The organism is Flavobacterium arundinis (assembly GCF_038289855.1).
GTDB lineage: Bacteria > Bacteroidota > Bacteroidia > Flavobacteriales > Flavobacteriaceae > Flavobacterium > Flavobacterium arundinis.
The window spans coordinates 1-19854 of record NZ_JBBYHR010000007.1 but is presented as its reverse complement, the minus strand read 5'-3'; the positions used below and the strand labels follow the sequence as shown (position 1 = coordinate 19854).

Annotated in this window: 14 protein-coding genes and 1 pseudogene; 10 read left to right on the top strand and 5 right to left on the bottom strand. The window is 42.8% G+C overall.

The annotated features are described in order from the left end of the window. Nucleotides 1-959: 959 nt before the first annotated feature. The 6 genes from AAEO56_RS12645 to AAEO56_RS12620 all read left to right on the top strand — a co-directional run bounded on the left by AAEO56_RS12645 (nt 960) and on the right by AAEO56_RS12620 (nt 6872). Complete coding sequence (locus AAEO56_RS12645; protein WP_341697433.1) at nt 960-3524, top strand: zincin-like metallopeptidase toxin domain-containing protein; 2565 nt, start codon at nt 960-962, stop codon at nt 3522-3524. Next, nucleotides 3521-3832, top strand: coding sequence for a hypothetical protein (locus AAEO56_RS12640; protein ID WP_341697432.1), 312 nt, complete (start codon nt 3521-3523; stop codon nt 3830-3832). The genes AAEO56_RS12645 and AAEO56_RS12640 overlap by 4 nt, the downstream gene beginning before the upstream one ends. Before the next feature lie 174 nt (nt 3833-4006). Next, nucleotides 4007-4672, top strand: a complete 666-nt coding sequence (locus AAEO56_RS12635) for a hypothetical protein (RefSeq protein ID WP_341697431.1) — start codon at nt 4007-4009, stop codon at nt 4670-4672. A gap of 110 nt (nt 4673-4782) precedes the next feature. Continuing rightward, complete coding sequence (locus tag AAEO56_RS12630) at nt 4783-5094, top strand: hypothetical protein (protein WP_341697430.1); 312 nt, start codon at nt 4783-4785, stop codon at nt 5092-5094. A gap of 324 nt (nt 5095-5418) precedes the next feature. Further along, nucleotides 5419-5985, top strand: a complete 567-nt coding sequence (locus tag AAEO56_RS12625; RefSeq protein ID WP_341697429.1) for a Crp/Fnr family transcriptional regulator — start codon at nt 5419-5421, stop codon at nt 5983-5985. Between the two features lie 161 nt (nt 5986-6146). Next, nucleotides 6147-6872, top strand: coding sequence for an SDR family oxidoreductase (locus AAEO56_RS12620; RefSeq protein WP_341697428.1), 726 nt, complete (start codon nt 6147-6149; stop codon nt 6870-6872). 100 nt (nt 6873-6972) lie between these two features. Here AAEO56_RS12620 and amaB read toward each other — a convergent pair whose 3' ends face one another. The 4 genes from amaB to AAEO56_RS12600 all read right to left on the bottom strand — a co-directional run bounded on the left by amaB (nt 6973) and on the right by AAEO56_RS12600 (nt 12118). Continuing rightward, on the bottom strand, nt 6973-8520 hold the full coding sequence (gene amaB / locus AAEO56_RS12615; RefSeq protein ID WP_341697427.1) for an L-piperidine-6-carboxylate dehydrogenase: 1548 nt from the start codon (nt 8518-8520) through the stop codon (nt 6973-6975). 366 nt (nt 8521-8886) lie between these two features. Continuing rightward, nucleotides 8887-9813 carry a magnesium transporter CorA family protein gene (locus AAEO56_RS12610; RefSeq protein ID WP_341697426.1) on the bottom strand — a complete coding sequence of 309 codons (927 nt, stop codon included), beginning with the start codon at nt 9811-9813 and terminating at the stop codon, nt 8887-8889. A 438-nt stretch (nt 9814-10251) separates the two neighbouring features. Then, nucleotides 10252-10785: a 3-hydroxyanthranilate 3,4-dioxygenase gene (locus AAEO56_RS12605; RefSeq protein ID WP_341697425.1), complete on the bottom strand. Its 534-nt coding sequence runs from the start codon at nt 10783-10785 to the stop codon at nt 10252-10254. Nucleotides 10786-11017: 232 nt separating this feature from the next. Further along, nucleotides 11018-12118, bottom strand: coding sequence for an endonuclease/exonuclease/phosphatase family protein (locus AAEO56_RS12600; RefSeq protein ID WP_341697424.1), 1101 nt, complete (start codon nt 12116-12118; stop codon nt 11018-11020). A 139-nt stretch (nt 12119-12257) separates the two neighbouring features. On the opposite strand from AAEO56_RS12600, the gene AAEO56_RS12595 reads away from it, so the two are divergent. From AAEO56_RS12595 to AAEO56_RS12580, 4 genes and pseudogenes are all read left to right on the top strand, one after another. Then, nucleotides 12258-15083 carry a TonB-dependent receptor gene (locus AAEO56_RS12595; RefSeq protein ID WP_341697423.1) on the top strand — a complete coding sequence of 942 codons (2826 nt, stop codon included), beginning with the start codon at nt 12258-12260 and terminating at the stop codon, nt 15081-15083. Between the two features lie 10 nt (nt 15084-15093). Next, the gene (locus AAEO56_RS12590) at nt 15094-15693 is read left to right on the top strand and encodes a choice-of-anchor J domain-containing protein (protein WP_341697422.1); all 600 of its coding nucleotides are present in this window, start codon (nt 15094-15096) and stop codon (nt 15691-15693) included. Between the two features lie 11 nt (nt 15694-15704). Continuing rightward, on the top strand, nt 15705-17123 hold the full coding sequence (locus tag AAEO56_RS12585; protein WP_341697421.1) for a DUF5689 domain-containing protein: 1419 nt from the start codon (nt 15705-15707) through the stop codon (nt 17121-17123). A 476-nt stretch (nt 17124-17599) separates the two neighbouring features. Then, nucleotides 17600-17689 (top strand): annotated as a pseudogene (locus AAEO56_RS12580) (6-carboxytetrahydropterin synthase QueD); the annotation flags it as partial. A 277-nt stretch (nt 17690-17966) separates the two neighbouring features. On the opposite strand, the gene AAEO56_RS12575 reads toward AAEO56_RS12580, so the two are convergent. Next, complete coding sequence (locus AAEO56_RS12575) at nt 17967-19835, bottom strand: OmpA family protein (protein ID WP_341697420.1); 1869 nt, start codon at nt 19833-19835, stop codon at nt 17967-17969. Nucleotides 19836-19854: the final 19 nt, after the last annotated feature.

The following is a 19854-nucleotide window of genomic DNA, read 5'->3' as shown; positions in this document are numbered from 1 at the left end:
CTGTCAGGAACGACTGCTGTACGTTATGTAAATTATATATCGTCATGTGCATAAAAAAACCCGGAGCCTTTACAGGTCCGGGTTGCTATAATGTATAATTAGATTTTCTGTCTAAGAATTCGGCACGCACAACCCGGGCCACAATGCTGGGATACTTCCCGCATTTATAAGCTCATATTTTGATTGTGTAAAACGCATGGTGCTAAATTTTAATTTTTGTTGTTCTTTTTATTCGTGTGCAAATGTAGCGGAATTTCTTAATAAACAAAAGATTGGGTGCAATTTGTATTTAGAATAAATCTAATTGAACTCACTCTTATAGTCCTCTCCCCCGGCCCCTCTCCCAAGGAGAGGGGAGCGAAACGTGCCGACAGAACGTGCTTACTACACCGTTGTTTTTGTTTTGATTTGGAGTACACAAACGTTTAAAAAGCGCCTAAAGTTTGGTTATAGCCCTGGTGGGAGCGGCATCCCCGACGCAGGAGGGATATAGCGGACGACAGGAAAATGGATTAAAAGATGCGGAAAGCCTGGCTTCAAATAATTGATAAGATGCCTAAAAACAGAAAGAAGGACATCTTTCGAAATCCTTCTTTCCTGGGGAAATAAAACACTACTGATTCAGTTTTTTTATCTTTTATAAGATGCAGAAATTCTCTTATGGTTGCATTTTGAGAAATTTTAGCCCCACGGTTTAACTACAATGTGTCTTCAATTTTGAAACAGATTTAAGAGTTTTTATTATTACAAAAAGCTTTTGCATTAATCAACACTAACCTTTTAAATCTTTATGCCGTGAATTTTTCCGATAAAAAATCCAAGGATGAACCTAAACAAAAGCCGCTACCGCCACAATTCATTAACGGCATCCCTTTGATATGGGACAAGAAAGCCGATGAGGAATTATTAGGTGGCCTGTATAGCCAAAACGATAATATTATTAAACCCAAAAATTAAGTATGGCAGATTTTGACAACCTGATAGAATACCTCCGGTTGGGACGAAGAGCTGAAGAAGCGAATGATCATCAACTGGCGCAGGACAATGTAGTATTGAATTATCTCGAAGGCGGAGAAGCCTGCACAGCAACCCGTGAAGATTTGATGAGCGATGTAGTCATGTACCGAAGGCTTTATTTCGCAATCATCGAAAATAATGCACAGGATATTTACTTGTGGCATACCGATACAAGCCATAAATACTATATCAAAACGGTAGCCGGCACCTACCTGAACCTGTATAACAATGCCATTGAAACACCACCTGAAGAAAATTTGCAGGAATTTCACCTGGAGTTTGGTCCGGAGGATTACTTTTATTATGCACAGGAAGGCCGCGTAGTTATAGCTACCCAGGAATTAAGCGAAACAGTGATATTCAATGATGTTATAGATTTTGATCCTGAAGCAGGCTATCTCGAAGATATACAAAACGACAAATATGAGTATAAGTTTAAAACACATACAATGCGTTTCGCAGGGGATGGGACGACAGAAAGGCCTGGCTTTGTAGTTAACGAGGTAAAGGTTTTCAAAAACACCCGGAAAGCCGATATAAACCTTATCCCGGTTATGGAATTCGAATTCAATTGTACTTATAAACTATCGTATCTTTATTACGAACCCGGCTACAGGCCGTCTTTCGGTATCCGTGAGAGAGATTGCGCCCTGGTGCTGGATTTCGGGAGTGTTGGCGGATTGTTGTCATTTTTAAACGCCACGCTTTTCAGCCAGGGATTTGATATATCATACTGTAGTGGCGATATGGCGCGCGACAATTTCCGCGACAGTTTTGAATCTGATATATTGGATGATCTTCGGTATAAGCTGGGTAATGGATCTGAACTATATTTTATGGATGCAATGGAAATGTTGTATTTCCTGCCTCCGTCTGTTGCCGACGATATACCCCTTGAAACCTGGTGGAAACTGGCAAAAGCGGTCATCAAAAAAGAAGCCCTTGCTACTTCGCGAATGCTAAAAGAGGAGCTCTTTTTCATAAAATTGCTTACTTTATTGATGAATGGAGACGACCCCAAAGAAAATGAACGATGGCAAAAAGAATTCATCGCGATACTTTGCGAAACGACCGACAAAAAACAACTGGCGCTGGAATATCTTTGCGGAGCACTGAATGGCGAGGACTATACTGGATTTTTAAAGATTGTAAACCGCGCCTGGCGATCTTCCCGGATGTATATCGACCTCGGGAATACGCTCTACGAAAGTTCCGACGGGCCATTTATACTGCCTTACGAATCGGAAAAGATGATTGGTTTCTTTTTGACCAATACAAAAGCATATTTTGATACACGCAACCAAAAGGAGCGCATGATCCATGTGGAGTTTGAAACAGGGAAATATGTGATTGATACTGAAAATTATTCAAGGGACGGAGGGGAAAAAACAAAAGAAGTTATTGACCATTATTGGTACCATCCTTTTCATCCTGTATATCTTGCCAACATTGGGGTGCAGGATACAGCTATAAAACTCGATGCCCTGGTGCCTGCTTTTATGCTAAAGGCCAACCACGATGCGCAGTTTTGGCATAACGTAATGACCGGTGCCGAATATGCATTTGATGTGGCAACTACCATTTCGGGCGTTGGGAATATAGCCAAACTGCGGTATTTATCGCGGCTTGCTAAGCTTGCGGAAGGAGTGGATGCATTATCAAAAGCGAGAAGGGCTGTCAATATCCTAAGGTATGTAAAAGGCGCTTCGGGTGTAATGTCGATTACCTTCGGCACAACAAGTACCCTAATGAAATTAACCGGGGTAAGGGATACCGAGCTTGGCAATGCAATTTGGGAAACCTTATTTTATTTAGAATTACTAACTTTAGGGGCTGAAGCAACTGCTTCCTTATTGGTCAATCTGCGAAGAAGTGCCGGGAAGATATTGAAGTATGAAGAAGCGTTACGCAAAACGGCTACCACTACAGGAGAGACTGCTGATATTGAGAGGATTATTCGCGAAATGCGGAAAGTAGCGGAAACCGACTTTATGGCTAAACCTCCCGGGACAGGAAAATGGGGAGGTACAATATTAAAAGAAGCGGGAATTCGCAAGTTCCGTGGCGAGCTTTCTCGTGTAAAAGTACTACTTATCCTTGAAGAGGATGTAATGGCAGTAGAGGGGGTTATCAAGAAAAATCCTTATGCAAAACAATTTAAGAAAATAACTATTGGTGGCATAGAATTTGAGAATGCACGGGATTTATTCATTTATATGGATGCCGAGGGCGGATTGGGGTGTTTCAACGCTGAAACAAGGCAGATGTTCCTAAGGAAAGATGCGACAGACTTGATGGCATTTCATGAAAAGACCCATGTAATGCATTGGGCAGAACTTAAGGAAGAATATTATACTTTAGCCCCTTGGGAAAAAGAAACGCATGTTTGGAACGAAATTTGGAAACAGAAAAATCGTTGGTCTGTTGAGGAATTAAAAAAAAGTTTAAAATATGTAAACGGCTATAGAGAAAAAGCCGGGATTGAACTAATAAAAGTAAAATTATGAAACATACAAAAGAGCAGATTATAGAGAAAGCTAAGATAATTGTGAAAGATTTGAGAGGCAAATATTATTCTGAAAATTGCATTGATGATGCTTTTTTTAGAGAGAAAGAGTACGTTGACTTCGGAAAACACAATGGCAAAACAATGCAATGCTGGGTAGTTTCAGTTCTTTTTTTTGAAGGCCGTTTCAACTTTCTAACTATTTCGGATGTTAGCGGGGAACCTCTTTATTATCAAAACATAAATACCATCATGTTTGAAATTGAAAAAACCAAGGATGGTACTTATTATAAAGTTGACCCTGAGTAATTATTTGTGTGTTGATTTAACTTTATTCCGTCCATATTTATTTTTTGAGAAGCTGCCTGTGGGACATGGCAGCTTCTCTTTTTTATTTTCGGCAACATTTGATAACAATACGAATTTCCTATCAGCAAGAAGGCCGGCAATATACTTAGATATGTAAAAGGCGCTTCGGGTGTTATGTCTATTACTTTTGGTACAACAAGTACCCTGCTAAAATTAACAGGGTTAAGAGATACCGAGCTTGGCAATGCAATTTGGGAAACCTTATTTTATTTAGAATTACTAACTTTAGGGGCTGAAGCAACTGCTTCCATATTGGTCAATCTGCGAAGAAGTGCCGGGAAAATACTGAAGTATGAAGAGGCGTTACGGAAAACGGCTACCACTACAGAAGAGGCTGCTGATATTGATAGGGTTATCAGGGAGATGCAGGAAATTGCGGGAATGGCCGAGGATATCGGTATTCGTACGACAATGACCGTGGAAGAATTTCAAGCTGGATTAAAGCGACTTTCAAATATAAAACCGGAAGAAGCCTTTGAACACCTTGATGAGGCCATGAAATATTTTAATCATCATGTGGTGGATGGAAGAATAGTGCAAATTTCGGATACCAATTGTGTGAACGTTGTTGAAGCTGTTGAAGAATTTTTAAGTACTGGGAAGATTAGGATTGTAGAACCATCAAAAATTCAAGATATTTTCAAATTAGAAAAAATTTATAAGAGGTCATTTTTACAATATAAAATACCATCACTTAAAAATGTAATGAATGAAGGGAGAGAGGAATCATATACGGATATAAGGGGCCGTATATTCCAGGCCACGTGTTTAATGTTGTAAAAAAAGATGGAGTCCTTTTATTTATTGATAGTCAAACAATAACTGGAAAAGCTAATCTAAATGGCTACCTTCAATTTAAATATTTAAAAACGAATTAAAATTTAATTATTATGTTGACAGAAAATGAAATGATAACAATTGCGGAAGATTACATCAAGAAAATCGAAAAAGAATCTGGTATTGACCTTATAATTGGGCACGAAGTAACCATTAAAAAATCCTACGGACATATATTCTTTTACACCAGTAAAAAATTGATAGAAACCGGAGATGATAAATATGCTGTAGCTGGAAACGCACCATTTCTTGTCGAAAATGAAACTGGAAAAGTAATCGAATTTGGTACTGCTGAGAATGAGGAATACTATATTGAAGAGTATGAATCTGGTAGATGGCCTAATAACAGGCGAGTAAACTTTTAATGACCACTAATTTATCTGCAGGCCGTTCCATAATTGGGCGGTCCTTTTGTTTACTTAAAGTAAGTGCTGAAGCAACTGCTCCCTTATTAGTCAATCTTCGAAAGAGCGCAAGGAAGATCTTGGCGCATGAGGAAGCATTGATCAAGGTGAAAAGAGAAGAAGGACATCTTTCGAAATCCTTCTTTCCTGGGGGAAATAAAACACTACTGATTCAATTTTTTTGATCTCTTATAAGATGCAGGAATTCTCTTATGGTTGCGTTGCGTAAATAACTTTTTGCCAAATGGTAAAAGTCAGCAGCGAATCAATGTTTACCTTTGTGATATGGACGAACTCATCAATAAATTGCTGCAATATGGCAGCCTCAACCCCCAGCAAATTGAACTGATAAAGCACCACGCTACGGAGCTACATGTAAAAAAAGGCGATTATTTTCATGAGGCGGGCAAGATCGCAAAGCAGGTAGGCTACCTGACCGATGGTGTAATCCGGCTGTGTTATTACGGGAAGGGCGGCGAGGATTTTACACGGTATTTTTTGGTGGAGGGCGCGTTTATAGTCGACCTTGACAGCTTTTACAATGAAATTCCCTCGTCGGTATATACCGAAGCAGTTACAGATTGCCACCTTATCGTTTTCGAAAAAGAAGATTTTAAATACCTCGCAGATACGATAATTGCGTGGAATGAAATATTTACTAAAATCGCTACACAGGCGCTTTCTTTCAAAGCCGGTGCAAGCGCCGTTATGCTTACCCAGGATGCTACCGAACGCTACGAGGCATTTCTGAAGCGGTGGCCCGGGCTTGCTAACAGAATACCATTATCGGCGCTGGCATCTTACCTTAGCATTACGCAGTCGTCGTTGAGCAGGATAAGGAAGAATATATAGGCCTCATCCCCTGCCCCTCACCCAAGGAGAGGGAGCAGCTTCACTCAGTCGAGCTTACTCTCACAGATAAAATTTCCGGCAATATTATAGTTTTTGCCAAATGGCAAAATTTAAATCCCGACTTTACCTCAACTTTGTATTGAAATTTTAAAACAATATAAATGAGAAAAACAGCATTAATAACCGGTGCCAACAAAAGCATCGGTTTTGAGACAGCTAAGCAACTACTTCAGCAAGGATATAGAGTGTTCATTGGAAGCAGGGATAAAGAAAGAGGTGAGAAGGCGGTAAACGAACTAAAAGCAGCAGGATTTGATGACGTAGAGGCTATTGCATTGGAAGTTACCGATGCAGAATCCATCACCAATGCGGCAGAGGAGCTTTCCCAAAAAATTACGCATCTCAATGTGCTTATCAATAATGCCGGGATTCCGGGCAGCTATCCTCAGGAAGCAGGCAGTGTTTCCCAGGAAAACCTTCGCACCGTTTTTGATACCAACTTTTTCGGACTGATCGAAGTCACCCAGGCATTTTTGCCATTGTTGAAAAAGTCGGATACTCCGAGGATTGTAAATGTATCGAGCGATCTGGGCTCGCTGGGCTTCAATTCAGACCCCGAATCACGGCACTATGAGGTTAAGCCTGTGGCCTACAATTCTTCCAAAGCCGCACTGAACATGTATACCGTTATACTGGCCTATGAGCTTAGGGATACCAACTTTAAAGTGAACAGCGTGAACCCGGGTTACACTGCAACGGATTTCAACAATCACACCGGCTATAAGACCGTTGAAGAGGCTGCGGCACCTATTGTGAAATATGCCACCATTGATGATGAAGGACCTACCGGCAAGTTCTTTAGTGATTACGGAGACACGCCGTGGTAGTAGTCTTTCTTTGGTGAATTTGTCAGAAACTCAACAGATTTATAAAAAACAAGGGCTGCCTAAATTTTAGACAGCCCTTGTTTGTATGGTATATTCTCAATTAAAGATCAAAACGGATGCCCTGTGCCAATGGCAGTTGCGTACCGTAGTTGATGGTGTTGGTCTGCCTCCTCATGTAAGCTTTCCAGGCATCAGATCCGCTCTCGCGACCACCGCCAGTTTCTTTCTCACCACCAAATGCTCCACCGATCTCAGCACCTGAAGTACCGATGTTCACGTTGGCAATACCACAGTCCGAACCTGCCTGCGAAAGGAACAATTCCATCTCGCGCATATTGTTAGTGAAAATTGATGATGAAAGCCCTTGAGGCACGCCATTCTGCAATTCGATTGCCTGCTCTATAGTGCTGTATTTCATGATGTAAAGTATCGGAGCGAATGTCTCTTCCTGAACGATGTGGAAGTGGTTCTCTGCCTCGATGATGCACGGCTTCACATAGCAGCCGCTTTCGTAGCCTTCGCCTTCCATCACACCGCCGTCAACTATTATTTTGCCACCTTCCTGTTTTGCTTTTTCGATAGCGTTCAGGTAATCCTGTACCGCGCCTTTGTCTATAAGCGGGCCCACGTGGTTATTGCTGTCTAACGGGTTACCTATTTTCAGCTGGCCGTAAGCATTTTTCAGTACTTCAACGGTTTTGTCATACACACTTTCGTGGATGATAAGCCTGCGGGTAGAGGTACACCTTTGTCCGGCAGTACCTACAGCACCGAATACCGCGCCTACCAATACCATAGAGATATCGGCATGTTCTGACACGATGATGGCGTTGTTACCACCTAACTCAAGAATGGTATTGCCAAAACGCTCAGCCACAGTTTTAGATACGTGGCGGCCTATCCTTGTAGATCCTGTAAAGGATACCAAAGGAATACGCTTGTCGTTATTTATTAAGTCGCCCGACTCGTTACCTGTCACAAGGCAGCTAACGCCTTCCGGCACATTGTTTCTTTCCAATACATTCCTGATGATGTTCTGGCAGGCAATTCCGCATAATGGCGTTTTAGAGCTTGGCTTCCAGATACACACGTCACCGCATATCCAGGCCAGCATAGAGTTCCAGCTCCATACCGCTACCGGAAAGTTGAATGCCGAGATGATGCCCACAACACCAAACGGGTGCCACTGCTCATACATCCTGTGCATCGGCCTTTCGCTATGCATTGTAAGTCCGTACAGCTGGCGTGACAATCCTACTGCAAAGTCGCAGATATCGATCATTTCCTGAACCTCGCCAAGCCCTTCGGTAAGGCTTTTGCCCATTTCATACGAAACAAGCTGTCCAAGAGGCTCTTTAAATTTGCGAAGCTCGTCGCCCATCTGGCGCACTATCTCGCCGCGTTTTGGTGCAGGCACCAGCCTCCATGTTTTAAAAGCTTCTTCGGCTTTCGCCATAGCCGCTTGGTAATCATCGGCAGTAGATGCTTTTACTTTCGCGATAAGCGTACCGTCTACCGGCGAATACGATTCTATTATTTTACCGTTTGCAAAGCTGTTGCTTCCGGTGGATGTTCCTTCATTAAGTTCCTGAATGCCTAGTTTTGCCAGGACTTCCTGTATACCAAACTGGTCTGTAAGTGTTGCCATTGTAACTTTTTTATAGTTTAATGTTATTTTGCACAAAGATATGGTTTTTTTGTGTTTTTGTCCCGATAGCTATCGGGATTATGGCATTAAGTGATTGTTGGCTAATTATTATGTAAAGATGTAATGGCTATACCGCAAAGAAGTGCAAAATTATTCTGCTTCTCAGAATTAAGTTATACCACGGAGGTGCACAGAGAAGGCACAGAGGTTCGCAGAGGGTTTCAGAAAGGAAGGGAGGTCTTAGAGTTTCTGCTTCGCAGAATGGGTTACTGAACGATCAATTTAATATGAGACGTAGTAATGCTACGCTTTAATTCCGTACTGTATGGCCAACCAGGAACCCAACTCCAAAACCCGGAACCTTTATTAAAACAGTTTTTTCTTCTTGAACATATAAACGCTGATCCCGGATATTATAAGCGAGATAAACAGGATTATCCACAGGCCGTAGGGGTTGTTTTCCAATGCATTAGGCACGTTCATTCCGTACATACTGGCTATAAAGGTAGGGATCATCAGTATTATGGAGATTGATGTCAGTTTCTTCATAATGATATTCAGGTTGTTGGATATTACCGAAGCATAGGCATCCATCATTCCTGAAAGGATATTACTGTATATGTTAGCGCTGTCCTGCGCCTGCTTGAGTTCGATATCAACATCTTCCAGCAAGTCCTGGTCGAAAGTGCTATTGTAGTTCCGCAAATTCCTTATCCTGTAAAAAAGGGTATCGTTCCCCTTTAATGAAGTAATGAAATATACAAGGCACTTTTCCAGTTGCAGGAGTGCCTGGAGGTCTTCATTACGAATGGACTGTTCAAGGCTGTTCTCAGCCACCTTGATACGTTGGTTGATTTGTTTGAGATATTTTTGGTACCATACACTGGCGGAAAGAAGCAGCTTCAGTACCAGGTCATAATCATTAGTAATTGTAACCTGCTTGCGCTGCGTATAAGTAATAAAATCCGGCAGAAGGTCATTTTTAGTGAAGCAGAGTGATATAAATATACCCTTTCCAAATATAAGCCCTAATGGCGCAGTGCTGTAGGGCAGCTTAACATCTTCTGTCCGGTAAGGGATTCGCAATACGATAAGCGTCCACCCGTCTTCTGTTTCGATGCGGGGGCGTTCGTCCATATCCTCAATATCGTTATAGAAAGCCTCCGGCACCCGGAGCTCCTCAAGCAAGTAGGCAGTTTCAGAAAGTGTAGGCTCTGTAGTGTTTATCCAGATGCTTTTGGAAGCATTTTCAGCAACTTCAATCCCGTTGCCGTTTTTGTAGAATGTGATCATTGAAATGCAGTTCTTTTTGGACAAAGAACTGCGCGGCAATTCCTTATCCGGTGATTAAATGTTCTTTACTATCGGGATGCGAATCGTCCATTAATGAATTTTTTTGCGCTGCAAAGGTAGGTATTAAAAGTGATATTTATTATGAACAGTCGGACTAATACAGAGCAAATGCATCAAAAAATTTAGCCACGAATTACACAAATTTCCACTAATTTTTTACATTCCTTCAATCATTTTAAACAATGAAAAATCAGGTGACAGCGCAATTTGTGAAAATTTGTGTAATTCGTGGCTAAAAACTTTTATAAAACACACAGGCACGTTTGCCCTGTCAATTAATGAAGATGTGTAAAATAAGCAAACAATACATGAGACGTAGCTGTGCTAAATCTCTAAATCGCCCCTGAATGGCAACCCCGAACTCTAAACTCTAAACAACTAAACTGTATATCGTGGGTCAGTTTCCATAACATGTCCGCATTTATCGCAGGTGCGTAACTCTTCCGAATTATAAAAATGCTTGTAATGCGGCAGGAAGTCTTTCTCAATATCTTTCAGTTCAAAGAAAACCTCGTGTAACTTGTGGTTGCAGTTTTCGCAGAACCACAGCAGGCCATCTGTAAAGCCTTTACCTGCCCGGACGCGTTCTATCACCAGCCCTATTGAACCTTCGCTCCGTACCGGAGAATGCGGTACTTTTCCGGGATGCATGTACATATCGCCGGCATTAAGTTCCATTTCCTTACGCTCGCCTTCGTGCTGTACTATTACTTTAATAGAGCCTTCCAGTTGGTAAAATAACTCTTCTGTCTCATTATAATGATAATCCTTGCGGGCATTGGGTCCGGCCACGACCATTACGATATAATCGTCCGACAGCGGATAGATATTCTTATTTCCAACCGGGGGTTTGAGCAGGTGGCGGTTATCATCGATCCATTTATTGAGGTTGAATGGTTTTAGCAAAGACATAGCAATACGATTTTAGTACTACTAAGGTACGGAGTTATCAATTAAAAAATATGATAAAAGTCACGAGGAATGAAAATACATACTGCCTCTGGCCTTCTCTCACAGGCCTCACCCCTAAGCTCTCTCCAAAAGAGAGGGGAACAGCTTCACTCATGCCGGATAACCGCTATCCCTATTTGTATTTTCAAAATAAAAAAGCCAGCTTTCGCTGGCCTTCGTATCTTCTATCTATTTATTGCATCTGCTTTATAAGGTAGACGTATACCGGGAAGTGGTCGCTGAAACCAACCTCGCCGTTCGAGTTTCGCAGCGGATAGCCCTTGTACTGCCCTGTAGCCTGCGTGAGGTAAGTTTTATTATACACCCCGGCTTTCCAGAAACGGAAGGAACTATAATCTTTCCTGATAAGCGGCTCAGTCAGGATCATCTGGTCAAAAATATCCCATGCATCACGATAGCCTATTGTACCAATACCTTTATGGGCCATATCCTCCATCGGGTTAAACAAGCCACCCTGCTTCACTTCATCTTTTTTGCCTTTGGCGCCCAAAACTTTCTTGATACTATTATTGTAGGGCCCGTCGTTAAGGTCGCCCATAGTTATCACCTTGGTGTTTGGGTTTATCTTGTATAAAGAATCTATTATCTTTCTGTTAAGGGCAGCTGCTGCTTCACGGTTGGGACTGCTCTTTTTTTCGCCACCAGAGCGCGAAGGCCAGTGGTTTACTATAAAATGTACTTCTTCGCCATCAAGCAGTCCGGTAACAAGCAGCTGGTCGCGGGTAAATATCCTTCCGGTATATTCTGCTGTTACTTTACCATCGCCGCTTTCCTTGGTCGCTTCATTTTGCTCTACTTCGGCAATATAGCCATTTCGTATAATAAGCGGAATGTTGATGTAACTCGTTGGCTTAAAGTGTTTCTTGTTGTAAAAAAGGCCAACGTCGATCCCCCTTTTATCCGGAGAGTCGAAGTGAATGATGCCGTAATCCTTATTAACAAGCGCCGGCTGTTTCAGCAGGTCTTCAAGAACGCCACGGTTTTCTATCTCTGCCATACCTATTATAGTAGGCGGTTCCGGGTTTTCTCCCGTACCTATTTCTGCAAGAACCCTGGACAGGTTAGCCAGTTTCTTCTTGTACTTTTTGGTGGTCCACTTTTGCCTGCCATCCCTAAGCCACTCCTCATCATTTATTGTGGGGTCGTTTATCGTATCAAACAGGTTCTCAATATTATAAAATGCGATAGTATGCACTTTAAACTTTTTGTCCTGAGCAGAAGCCGTAAATACGGCTAACATCACCAGCACCAACCAAACAGATCTTTTTATCATATGTAACAAATATTAATTTTATGTCAACTTTTATAACAATTGCGATGCCAAAAGTAAATAATATTTCTAAATGATGTACATTTGCGCCCGTTAAGAAATTTTTAACTTAGCAGAAAAGAGAACTAATCTAAATTTATTTATGAAAAAACTAGTAATCAGTCTTTTATTTGTAATGCAGGTTTTTTGTGCCTGGGCACAGGAGACTGCATCAGTACAAGGTAAAGTAGTCGATTCTAAATCGCAGAAGCCTCTGGAAAATGTGGTTGCCACATTGCAAAGCACAAACCAGACGGCGCTAACAAATGCAGAAGGTGTCTTTATTTTTGAAAACGCCCCCGCAGGCAACGAAGCCATTGTGGTAAGCAGTGCAGGGTACGTTTCACAAACGTTCACGCTTGAGATCGTGGCCGGACAGCCGCTTGACCTTGGCGTTGTATCGCTTGATGAGGACATTACCTCTGAGCAGCAATTGAGCTTAATTACCATTACCGACAACGACCTTGGTGATGATAACAGCGGCTCTGAAAACACTGCCGGACTTCTGCAGGCATCAAGAGACACCTACCAGCAGGCTGCGGCTTTCAACTGGGGACAGGCGCGTTTCAGGATAAGAGGCCTTGATAACGAGTATGGTACTACCATGATAAATGGTGTGGTAATGAACAAGCTTTATGACGGAAGGCCACAATGGAGCAACTGGGGCGGGCTTAACGACGCCACGCGTAACCAGGAATTTACAATGGGCTCTGCACCATCAGATTACACTTTCGGAAGCATACTAGGTACACAGGAAATAAACACAAGGGCCTCTATTTTCAGGCCGGGTGCAAGGATCTCGTTCTCAGGAACAAACACTAACTACAACTGGAGGGCTATGGCTACTTATGCTTCCGGTATGAATGCTAACGGATGGGCTTATGTAGTTTCAGGTTCAAGAAGGTGGGCTGTAGAAGGTAACTTTGAAGGTACTGATTATAGTGCCAACTCATTATTCATGAGTATCGAAAAGAAAATAAACGATTCGCACAGTATCAACTTCACAGGTATCTATGCACAAAACAGCAGGGGTAAAAACTCACCGAACACTAAGGAAGTAAATGACCTTGCCGGTGAAAAATACAACTCATACTGGGGTTACCAGGATGGTAAAAAAAGGAATTCGCGCGATAAAGATGTTGAGGAGCCAATCCTTATGCTGAGCCACTTCTGGGAAATAAACGAAAAAAACAGCCTTAACACAAACGTTGCTTACCAGTTTGGTAAGATAGGCAACAGCAGGCTGGATTTCCAAAATGCACCAAACCCGGATCCGACATACTACAGGAACCTGCCAAGTTTCTTTACATCTACTTATGATGATGCAGGCAATTATGTAGGCGACCAGGAGCCTTATGTTACCAATGCTGCCAATGCAACTTTTTTAACTAACAGGCAGATCAACTGGGATGCGCTTTACGCCGCTAACAAGAACACTTCTAATGGCCGTAGCGCTTATGTATTGTACGAAGACAGGACAGATGATAAAACACTTACTGCCAACTCGATTCTTCACTCCCAGTTATCAGACAACATTACTCTTAATGGAGGTGTTACATACAAGCATGTAAAATCGCATAACTTCCAAAACCTTCTTGACCTTTTAGGCGGACAGTTCTTTGAAGATTTCGATAATTTCTATACAGGTGACTTCTCTCAGCCGGATCTTAACAATCCTAACAGGACTGTAGGTGTGGGCGATACTTACGGTTATAACTATAACTTGTTTGCCAATACAATAAGCGCGTTTACGCAATTCAGGTTCTCATACAAAAAAGTGGATTTCTATCTTGCACAGGAATTTTCACGCTCTGACTATCAAAGGGAAGGCCTTTACAGGAACGGGCTTTATGCCAACAATTCATTTGGTAAAAGTGCAAAGGCTAATTTTGAGAATTATGGCTTTAAAGGTGGGCTTACTTACAAAATTGACGGCAGGAACATGCTTGTATTCAATGGCGTTCGTATGACAAAAGCACCTACACTTAGGAATACATTCCCGAATGCAAGGCTTAACAACAACATCGTAGACGGATTGGGCAGCGAGATCATATCAAGCGTTGATGCGAGCTATGTTATAAGGACACCAAAGCTTAAAGCAAGGCTTACAGGGTTCTATTCAACAATCCAGAATTCTACCGAAACGTCGTTCTTCTTTGGCGAAGGTGTATTCGACGGATCGGATTCGGCAGATTCAAATGCTTTCGTAGCTGAAACTGTGACAGGCATAAACAAACAAATGATGGGTGGTGAACTTGGTATCGAGTACCAGATTACTTCTACAATAAAAGTTATGGGATCTGCCGCTATCGGCCAGTATACCTATACGAATAACCCTAACGTAAGCATCAACAATGATGCACTTGCCGCGCTTACAACAAATGGCGATGGTACAGATGTTATACTAAACCCTAACACTACTGTTGACTTTGGCCATGCTTACCTTAAAGATTACAAGCTTCCGGGTACCCCGCAACAGGCTTTCTCTCTTGGTGCTGAATACCGCGACCCTAAATTCTGGTGGGTAGGTGCTAACGCTAACTACCTTGCAAACAATTATATGGACATTTCTGCGTTATTAAGGACTTCAAACTTCTTTGAAAATCCTGCAGCGCCGGGCACAACTTTTGATGATGCTACAACTGCAAGGGCAAGGCAATTGCTTAAACAGGAGAAATTTGACAGCTTTACCCTGGTTAACCTTTCAGGAGGTAAATCATGGAGGATAGGACAAAATACTGTAGGTGTTTTTGCAAACGTTAATAACGTATTTGACGTAGTTTATAAAACGGGCGGTTTCGAACAGGCACGTAATGCGAATTTCCAACAATTAAACCAGGATGTATCAAGCGGTACGCCTTCTTTTGGGCCTAAATATTTCTACGGTTACGGAAGGACTTATTTCCTTAACCTGTACATCAACTTTTAATTAAAAAACTATGAAAAATATCAAAACAATACTATTCGGCGCCTTTGCAGCACTGCTTGCTACAGGCTGTGTAAGCGATGATGATTTCCATACACCGCCTTTGGATGAAGTTATCTTCTCACAAAATTTTGATGAGGCAGTTGATAACACACCTCTTGACATTACAGGATGGACAAACTTTGCATCGCAGGGTACTACAAAATGGACAGAGCAGGTATTTAGTGGTAACGGGTACGCAGAGTTCAGTACTTTCAATTCCGGTAACCCTGTGAATGTGGGCTGGCTTATCTCCCCGGCGATCAACATCGACGGTTCTGCCAAAAAACTTACCTTTGTTGCTGCACAGCACCACTTAGACTCTCCTGCAAACAAGCTTGAGGTATTGGTGTCTACAAATTTTGATGGCACTGATGTTGCTGCTGCTACATGGACCCCTGTAACTGCTACTCTGCCAACACAGGCCAACGACTGGTATGAGTTCGTGTCATCAGGACAGGTTAACCTTTCTGCATTTTCAGGCAACGTTTACATAGCCTTCAGGGTAACCGGTTCAGGAACAGATACTACACTGGACGGTGCATATCAGATTGACAACGTTAAACTATTTTAATAAAAAAGACTATGAAATTCTCTAAATACTTATTGATAGGCGCCTTATCGGCAGGCTTACTGACCGGATGCGCCAATGACGATGATTATGATGCGCCAAATACGGGTTGTATCGACCCAGGGCTTACCTCTACAAAAACTGTAGCGGAAATAATCGGTATTTCTACCGAAACCCCAACGCAATATACTCAGGATGATATTATAGAAGCCTACATCACATCAAGTGACGAAAGGGGCGCTTTCTTCAAGGTAGTTTCACTTCAGACACTTCCTACAGACGGCACAGAACCGGTAGCTTTCAGCATCTCTATAGACAGGCCGGGTCTGTTTACCGAAGGTTTTGTTCCCGGCGTAAAAGTATTTGTAAAACTTAAGGACCTTTATATTGCAAAAGATTTTGGTTCACTGGAGATCGGTACCCTTTTTGAAAACCAGGTAGGAAGGATTCCTGAGCAACTTTATAAAGAAAAAATATTTGTAAAAACCTGCGATACCGTTCATGAAAACAGGCTTGTAAAGCACATGACCGTTGCACAGGCGCTTAACGACGCAAACATCAACAGGCTGATCGAGCTTGATAATGTGGAGTTTCTTGAGGACTCTTTCGGATATAACCTTTACGACGACAATGCACCTACTGCAAATGGCAGCAACCCGCAAACTATTGGCGGTGCTACCAACCACTACCTTATAGATGGGGAGGGCAATAAAATTGTTTTCAGGACCAGCAGCTTTGCTAACTTCTCTGGAAAGAAAATCCCTGAAGGTTCAGGAAAAGTAAGGGGTGTACTGACTAAATTCCTTGATACCTATCAGTTTGTAGCACGTTATGAATCGGATATCAAACTTGACCAGCCAAGGTTTACTCCGATAGAGAACAGTGCTTCTGCATTAGGTGGTACTGCAATAGCTTATTCCGGATCATTTATAGAGGATTTTGAAACGTACACAGCAGGCCTGACTACTTTCCCGAAATATGTAAATGACTACACTACAGGCGGAAGGTACTGGCAGTTAAAATCATTCTCAAACAACGAGTATATTGAAATGACCTCATTCAACGGTTCCGGTAATGCAGGAGTTGATGCTAAAACGTATTTCTTTGTTCCTGTAAACTTTGATAATGCATCTACATTCACATTTGACAAAGAGATCCGTTATATGGCAGGCCAGTGCCTAAGGGTATACCGCGCCGATGCAGGAACATATATTCCACGTACAGCTTTTAATGTAGCTGATTTTGTAGACATTACTTCGCAGTTCACAGGATTAACCTACCCGGCCAGTGGCCAGTCACAACCTAGTTTTACAACTGCCGGCACCTATACTATTCCTGCCACAGTAACAGGAAATGGCTTCATTGTATTTGAATACTACGGAGGCGGAACAGTTACTACAACAATGCAAATAGACAATATTGCAGCAAATTAATAACTGAATTATAATAAAACAAAACGGGGCCTGACGGTCCCGTTTTTTTTATGCATAAACAATTCCGTTTATCTATCAAACTTGCTGTATTTCCTGAGTAGAGTTCCCTGCTTTATTGAATCTTACCGGCGGATCTTTTTAATTGCATGGATAAGGCTGTATAACCAGAAGTACAGCAGATTCGTTAATCAGAATAGCTAAGTATTACATCCAACCACGTGCAAAATATTTAAAAAATTTACGATTGTTATTGTTCGTGCTATACAAACAGCGTTCAGGCATGCTCTCAAAAGCGTTTTTAAGCGCCGAAAACCGCTTTATTACTTTAGGGAATATTGTTTGGCGGTGCTGTCATAAAAAACGATCCTGAGGCATTAAAATAACTTAAACTGTTTTATAAAAATCTTATTAGTGCCTTACTCGAATTTAATAACTTAAATTTTCGGAATCTAACTATTCTTCGGCAAGCAAATCAACGCCTGCCTTCCACTATCAGCCTCCATTCCTTAAGGCTACAGGAAACAGATACTTCTTTTGCCGAATGGTACCAAAGCGATAACCAGTAGTTTTTTTGGGCGTGTCCCTCCCCTTCTAATGCCACCACAGGGCCGCGCTGTCCGCTGTATCCCTCCGCAGGCTACGGGGATGCCGCTTCCATCGCTCACGCAGCTACATAATTGTATAAACTTCATATTTACGAGATAATTTATAGTCAATGCATTCCGCCCGAGTGAAGCTGCCCCTCTCCTTCGGAGAGGTCCCGATAGCTATCGGGAGGGGTGAGGCTACAAAAAAAGCGGCTCCGTATGGAACCGCTTTAAGGTATTGGTTGGTTTGTAAAGCTTATTTCTTCACGATAATGAACTCTGAGCGGCGGTTTTGTGCGTGCTGCTCTTCGGTACATTCGGTGCAGGCAACCTTAGGCTGGCTCTCACCATAGCCTTCACCGGAGATGCGCTCCTTGGCGATGCCTTTGGAGATCACATACTGCACGGTTGATTTCGCCCTGCGGTTAGACAGCGCCATGTTGTATTTGTCGCTGCCACGGCTATCCGTGTGCGATTTTACCATGATCACAAGCTCAGGGTATTTTTTCAGTGTCTCTACTAAGTTGTCCAGTACAAATGCGCCCTCTTTGGTGATGTTGCTTTTGTTGAACTCGAAGAATACATCGTCAAGCACGATTACCGGCTGGTCCGGAACTACTATGATCGGCTCAAGATCAAGGTTTATGTTGGCCTGTGGGCCTTTGCCCGCAGGTATCTTCGCTGTGCCGTTGCTGTATTTCTCCATACTGCCCTGAAGCCCGTAGCCCCTGTTGCAGTCTACATTGTAGGTCACCATACCTTTTGCATCAGCTGTCCTGGTCTCGATCACGTTGTTCTTTTCGTCAAGTATCGCTACCCTTGCACCCGCAATTGGCTGCATGGTCTTTTTGTCCCTTACCTGTACGATCGCCTCTACTGCACATAATGGTGTTGCGCTGTAGATCTTGTCGAACCCGTCACGGTTTGAGGAGAAGAAGCCAATGTTGTTCTTGGTATTGAAGGTAAAGGCGAAGTCATCCTTAGGGCCGTTTACAGGAGCCCCTACGTTGATGGCATCGGTGCCTTTATTCAGGTCGATCATAAATACATCGAGTGAACCAAAGCCTTTGTGGCCATCCGAAGAGAAGAACAGTTTGTTGTCATCGGTGATGAACGGGAAGCTCTCGCGTCCTGTGGTGTTCACTTTCGGGCCAAGGTTCACCGGCTCGCCATACGTGTTCTTGCCCGTCACTTCTACTTTCCAGATATCGTTGCCACCCAGTGTGCCTTCCCTGTCTGATGAGAAGTATAATGTCTTGCCGTCTTTACTGATGGCCGGGTTGCCGGTTGACCATTTCTGGTTGTTGAACGGTACTGGTTCTATATTGCCCCATTTGCCATTCTCTTTGGTAGCCATATACAAATAGACTTGCCCCAGCTTAAGGTTGTTTTCCTTGTCCCTTTCGTACTGCTTGCGCTCCTTAAAGCTCTCGCTCGAGAAGTACATGGTGTTGCCATCGGCGGTTACCGATGCCGGGCCGTCATGGTAGCGGCTGTTCACCTCCGGCAATAGTGCCGGCTCGCTATAGGTACCATTGGCATTGTAGGTTGCTGTGTACAGGTCAAGGAAAGGCTCTTCGCTCCATCCGTAGTTCCTGCGTGCGGTATTCCTCGCGCTGGTAAAGTACAGCGTGTTGTCATCGGCAAGCACTGCCCCGAAGGAACCGTATTTCTTGTCGTTGATATCCAGGGCTTTCTCATCATAAAGCTTCGCCTGGTTCCTTAACTTTGGAAGGTAGTTCGGGTCTTTTTTGAACTCCACCGCCCTGGTGTCACTTGGGGCCATTGATGCAAATTTCTGCATTTGTGCATTGGCTTCCTCATACTTGCCTTCGGCTTTCAGCATCTGGGCATAGCGCCAGTAAACTTCGGCGTCCGTGCTGCCTTCAATGGCTTTTGGGTACCATTTTACGGCTTCCTTGCTGTTGAATACATTGTAGTAGCTGTCGGCTATCTGCCCGTAAACGTAGGTGTCTTTCTTGTCCAGCTTTTCATAGGCCTTTGCTGCATCCACGTATTCGTAACGGGCATACAGCTTGTCGGCTGCTTCCAGGTCTTTGTTATCCTGTGCCGTTACTGCCATAGTGGCGAGCATAAAACTAAGGGTAATATATAATTTCTTCATTGTCTTATCTTATTATGTC

Bases quoted from the DNA above. Each gene is read 5' to 3' on its own strand.
- AAEO56_RS12645 (WP_341697433.1), top strand. From the start codon at position 960: ATGGCAGATTTTGACAACCTGATAGAATACCTCCGGTTGGGACGAAGA.
- AAEO56_RS12640 (WP_341697432.1), top strand. From the start codon at position 3,521: ATGAAACATACAAAAGAGCAGATTATAGAGAAAGCTAAGATAATTGTG.
- AAEO56_RS12635 (WP_341697431.1), top strand. From the start codon at position 4,007: ATGTCTATTACTTTTGGTACAACAAGTACCCTGCTAAAATTAACAGGG.
- AAEO56_RS12630 (WP_341697430.1), top strand. From the start codon at position 4,783: ATGTTGACAGAAAATGAAATGATAACAATTGCGGAAGATTACATCAAG.
- AAEO56_RS12625 (WP_341697429.1), top strand. From the start codon at position 5,419: ATGGACGAACTCATCAATAAATTGCTGCAATATGGCAGCCTCAACCCC.
- AAEO56_RS12620 (WP_341697428.1), top strand. From the start codon at position 6,147: ATGAGAAAAACAGCATTAATAACCGGTGCCAACAAAAGCATCGGTTTT.
- amaB (WP_341697427.1), bottom strand. From the start codon at position 8,520: ATGGCAACACTTACAGACCAGTTTGGTATACAGGAAGTCCTGGCAAAA.
- AAEO56_RS12610 (WP_341697426.1), bottom strand. From the start codon at position 9,813: ATGATCACATTCTACAAAAACGGCAACGGGATTGAAGTTGCTGAAAAT.
- AAEO56_RS12605 (WP_341697425.1), bottom strand. From the start codon at position 10,785: ATGTCTTTGCTAAAACCATTCAACCTCAATAAATGGATCGATGATAAC.
- AAEO56_RS12600 (WP_341697424.1), bottom strand. From the start codon at position 12,118: ATGATAAAAAGATCTGTTTGGTTGGTGCTGGTGATGTTAGCCGTATTT.
- AAEO56_RS12595 (WP_341697423.1), top strand. From the start codon at position 12,258: ATGAAAAAACTAGTAATCAGTCTTTTATTTGTAATGCAGGTTTTTTGT.
- AAEO56_RS12590 (WP_341697422.1), top strand. From the start codon at position 15,094: ATGAAAAATATCAAAACAATACTATTCGGCGCCTTTGCAGCACTGCTT.
- AAEO56_RS12585 (WP_341697421.1), top strand. From the start codon at position 15,705: ATGAAATTCTCTAAATACTTATTGATAGGCGCCTTATCGGCAGGCTTA.
- AAEO56_RS12575 (WP_341697420.1), bottom strand. From the start codon at position 19,835: ATGAAGAAATTATATATTACCCTTAGTTTTATGCTCGCCACTATGGCA.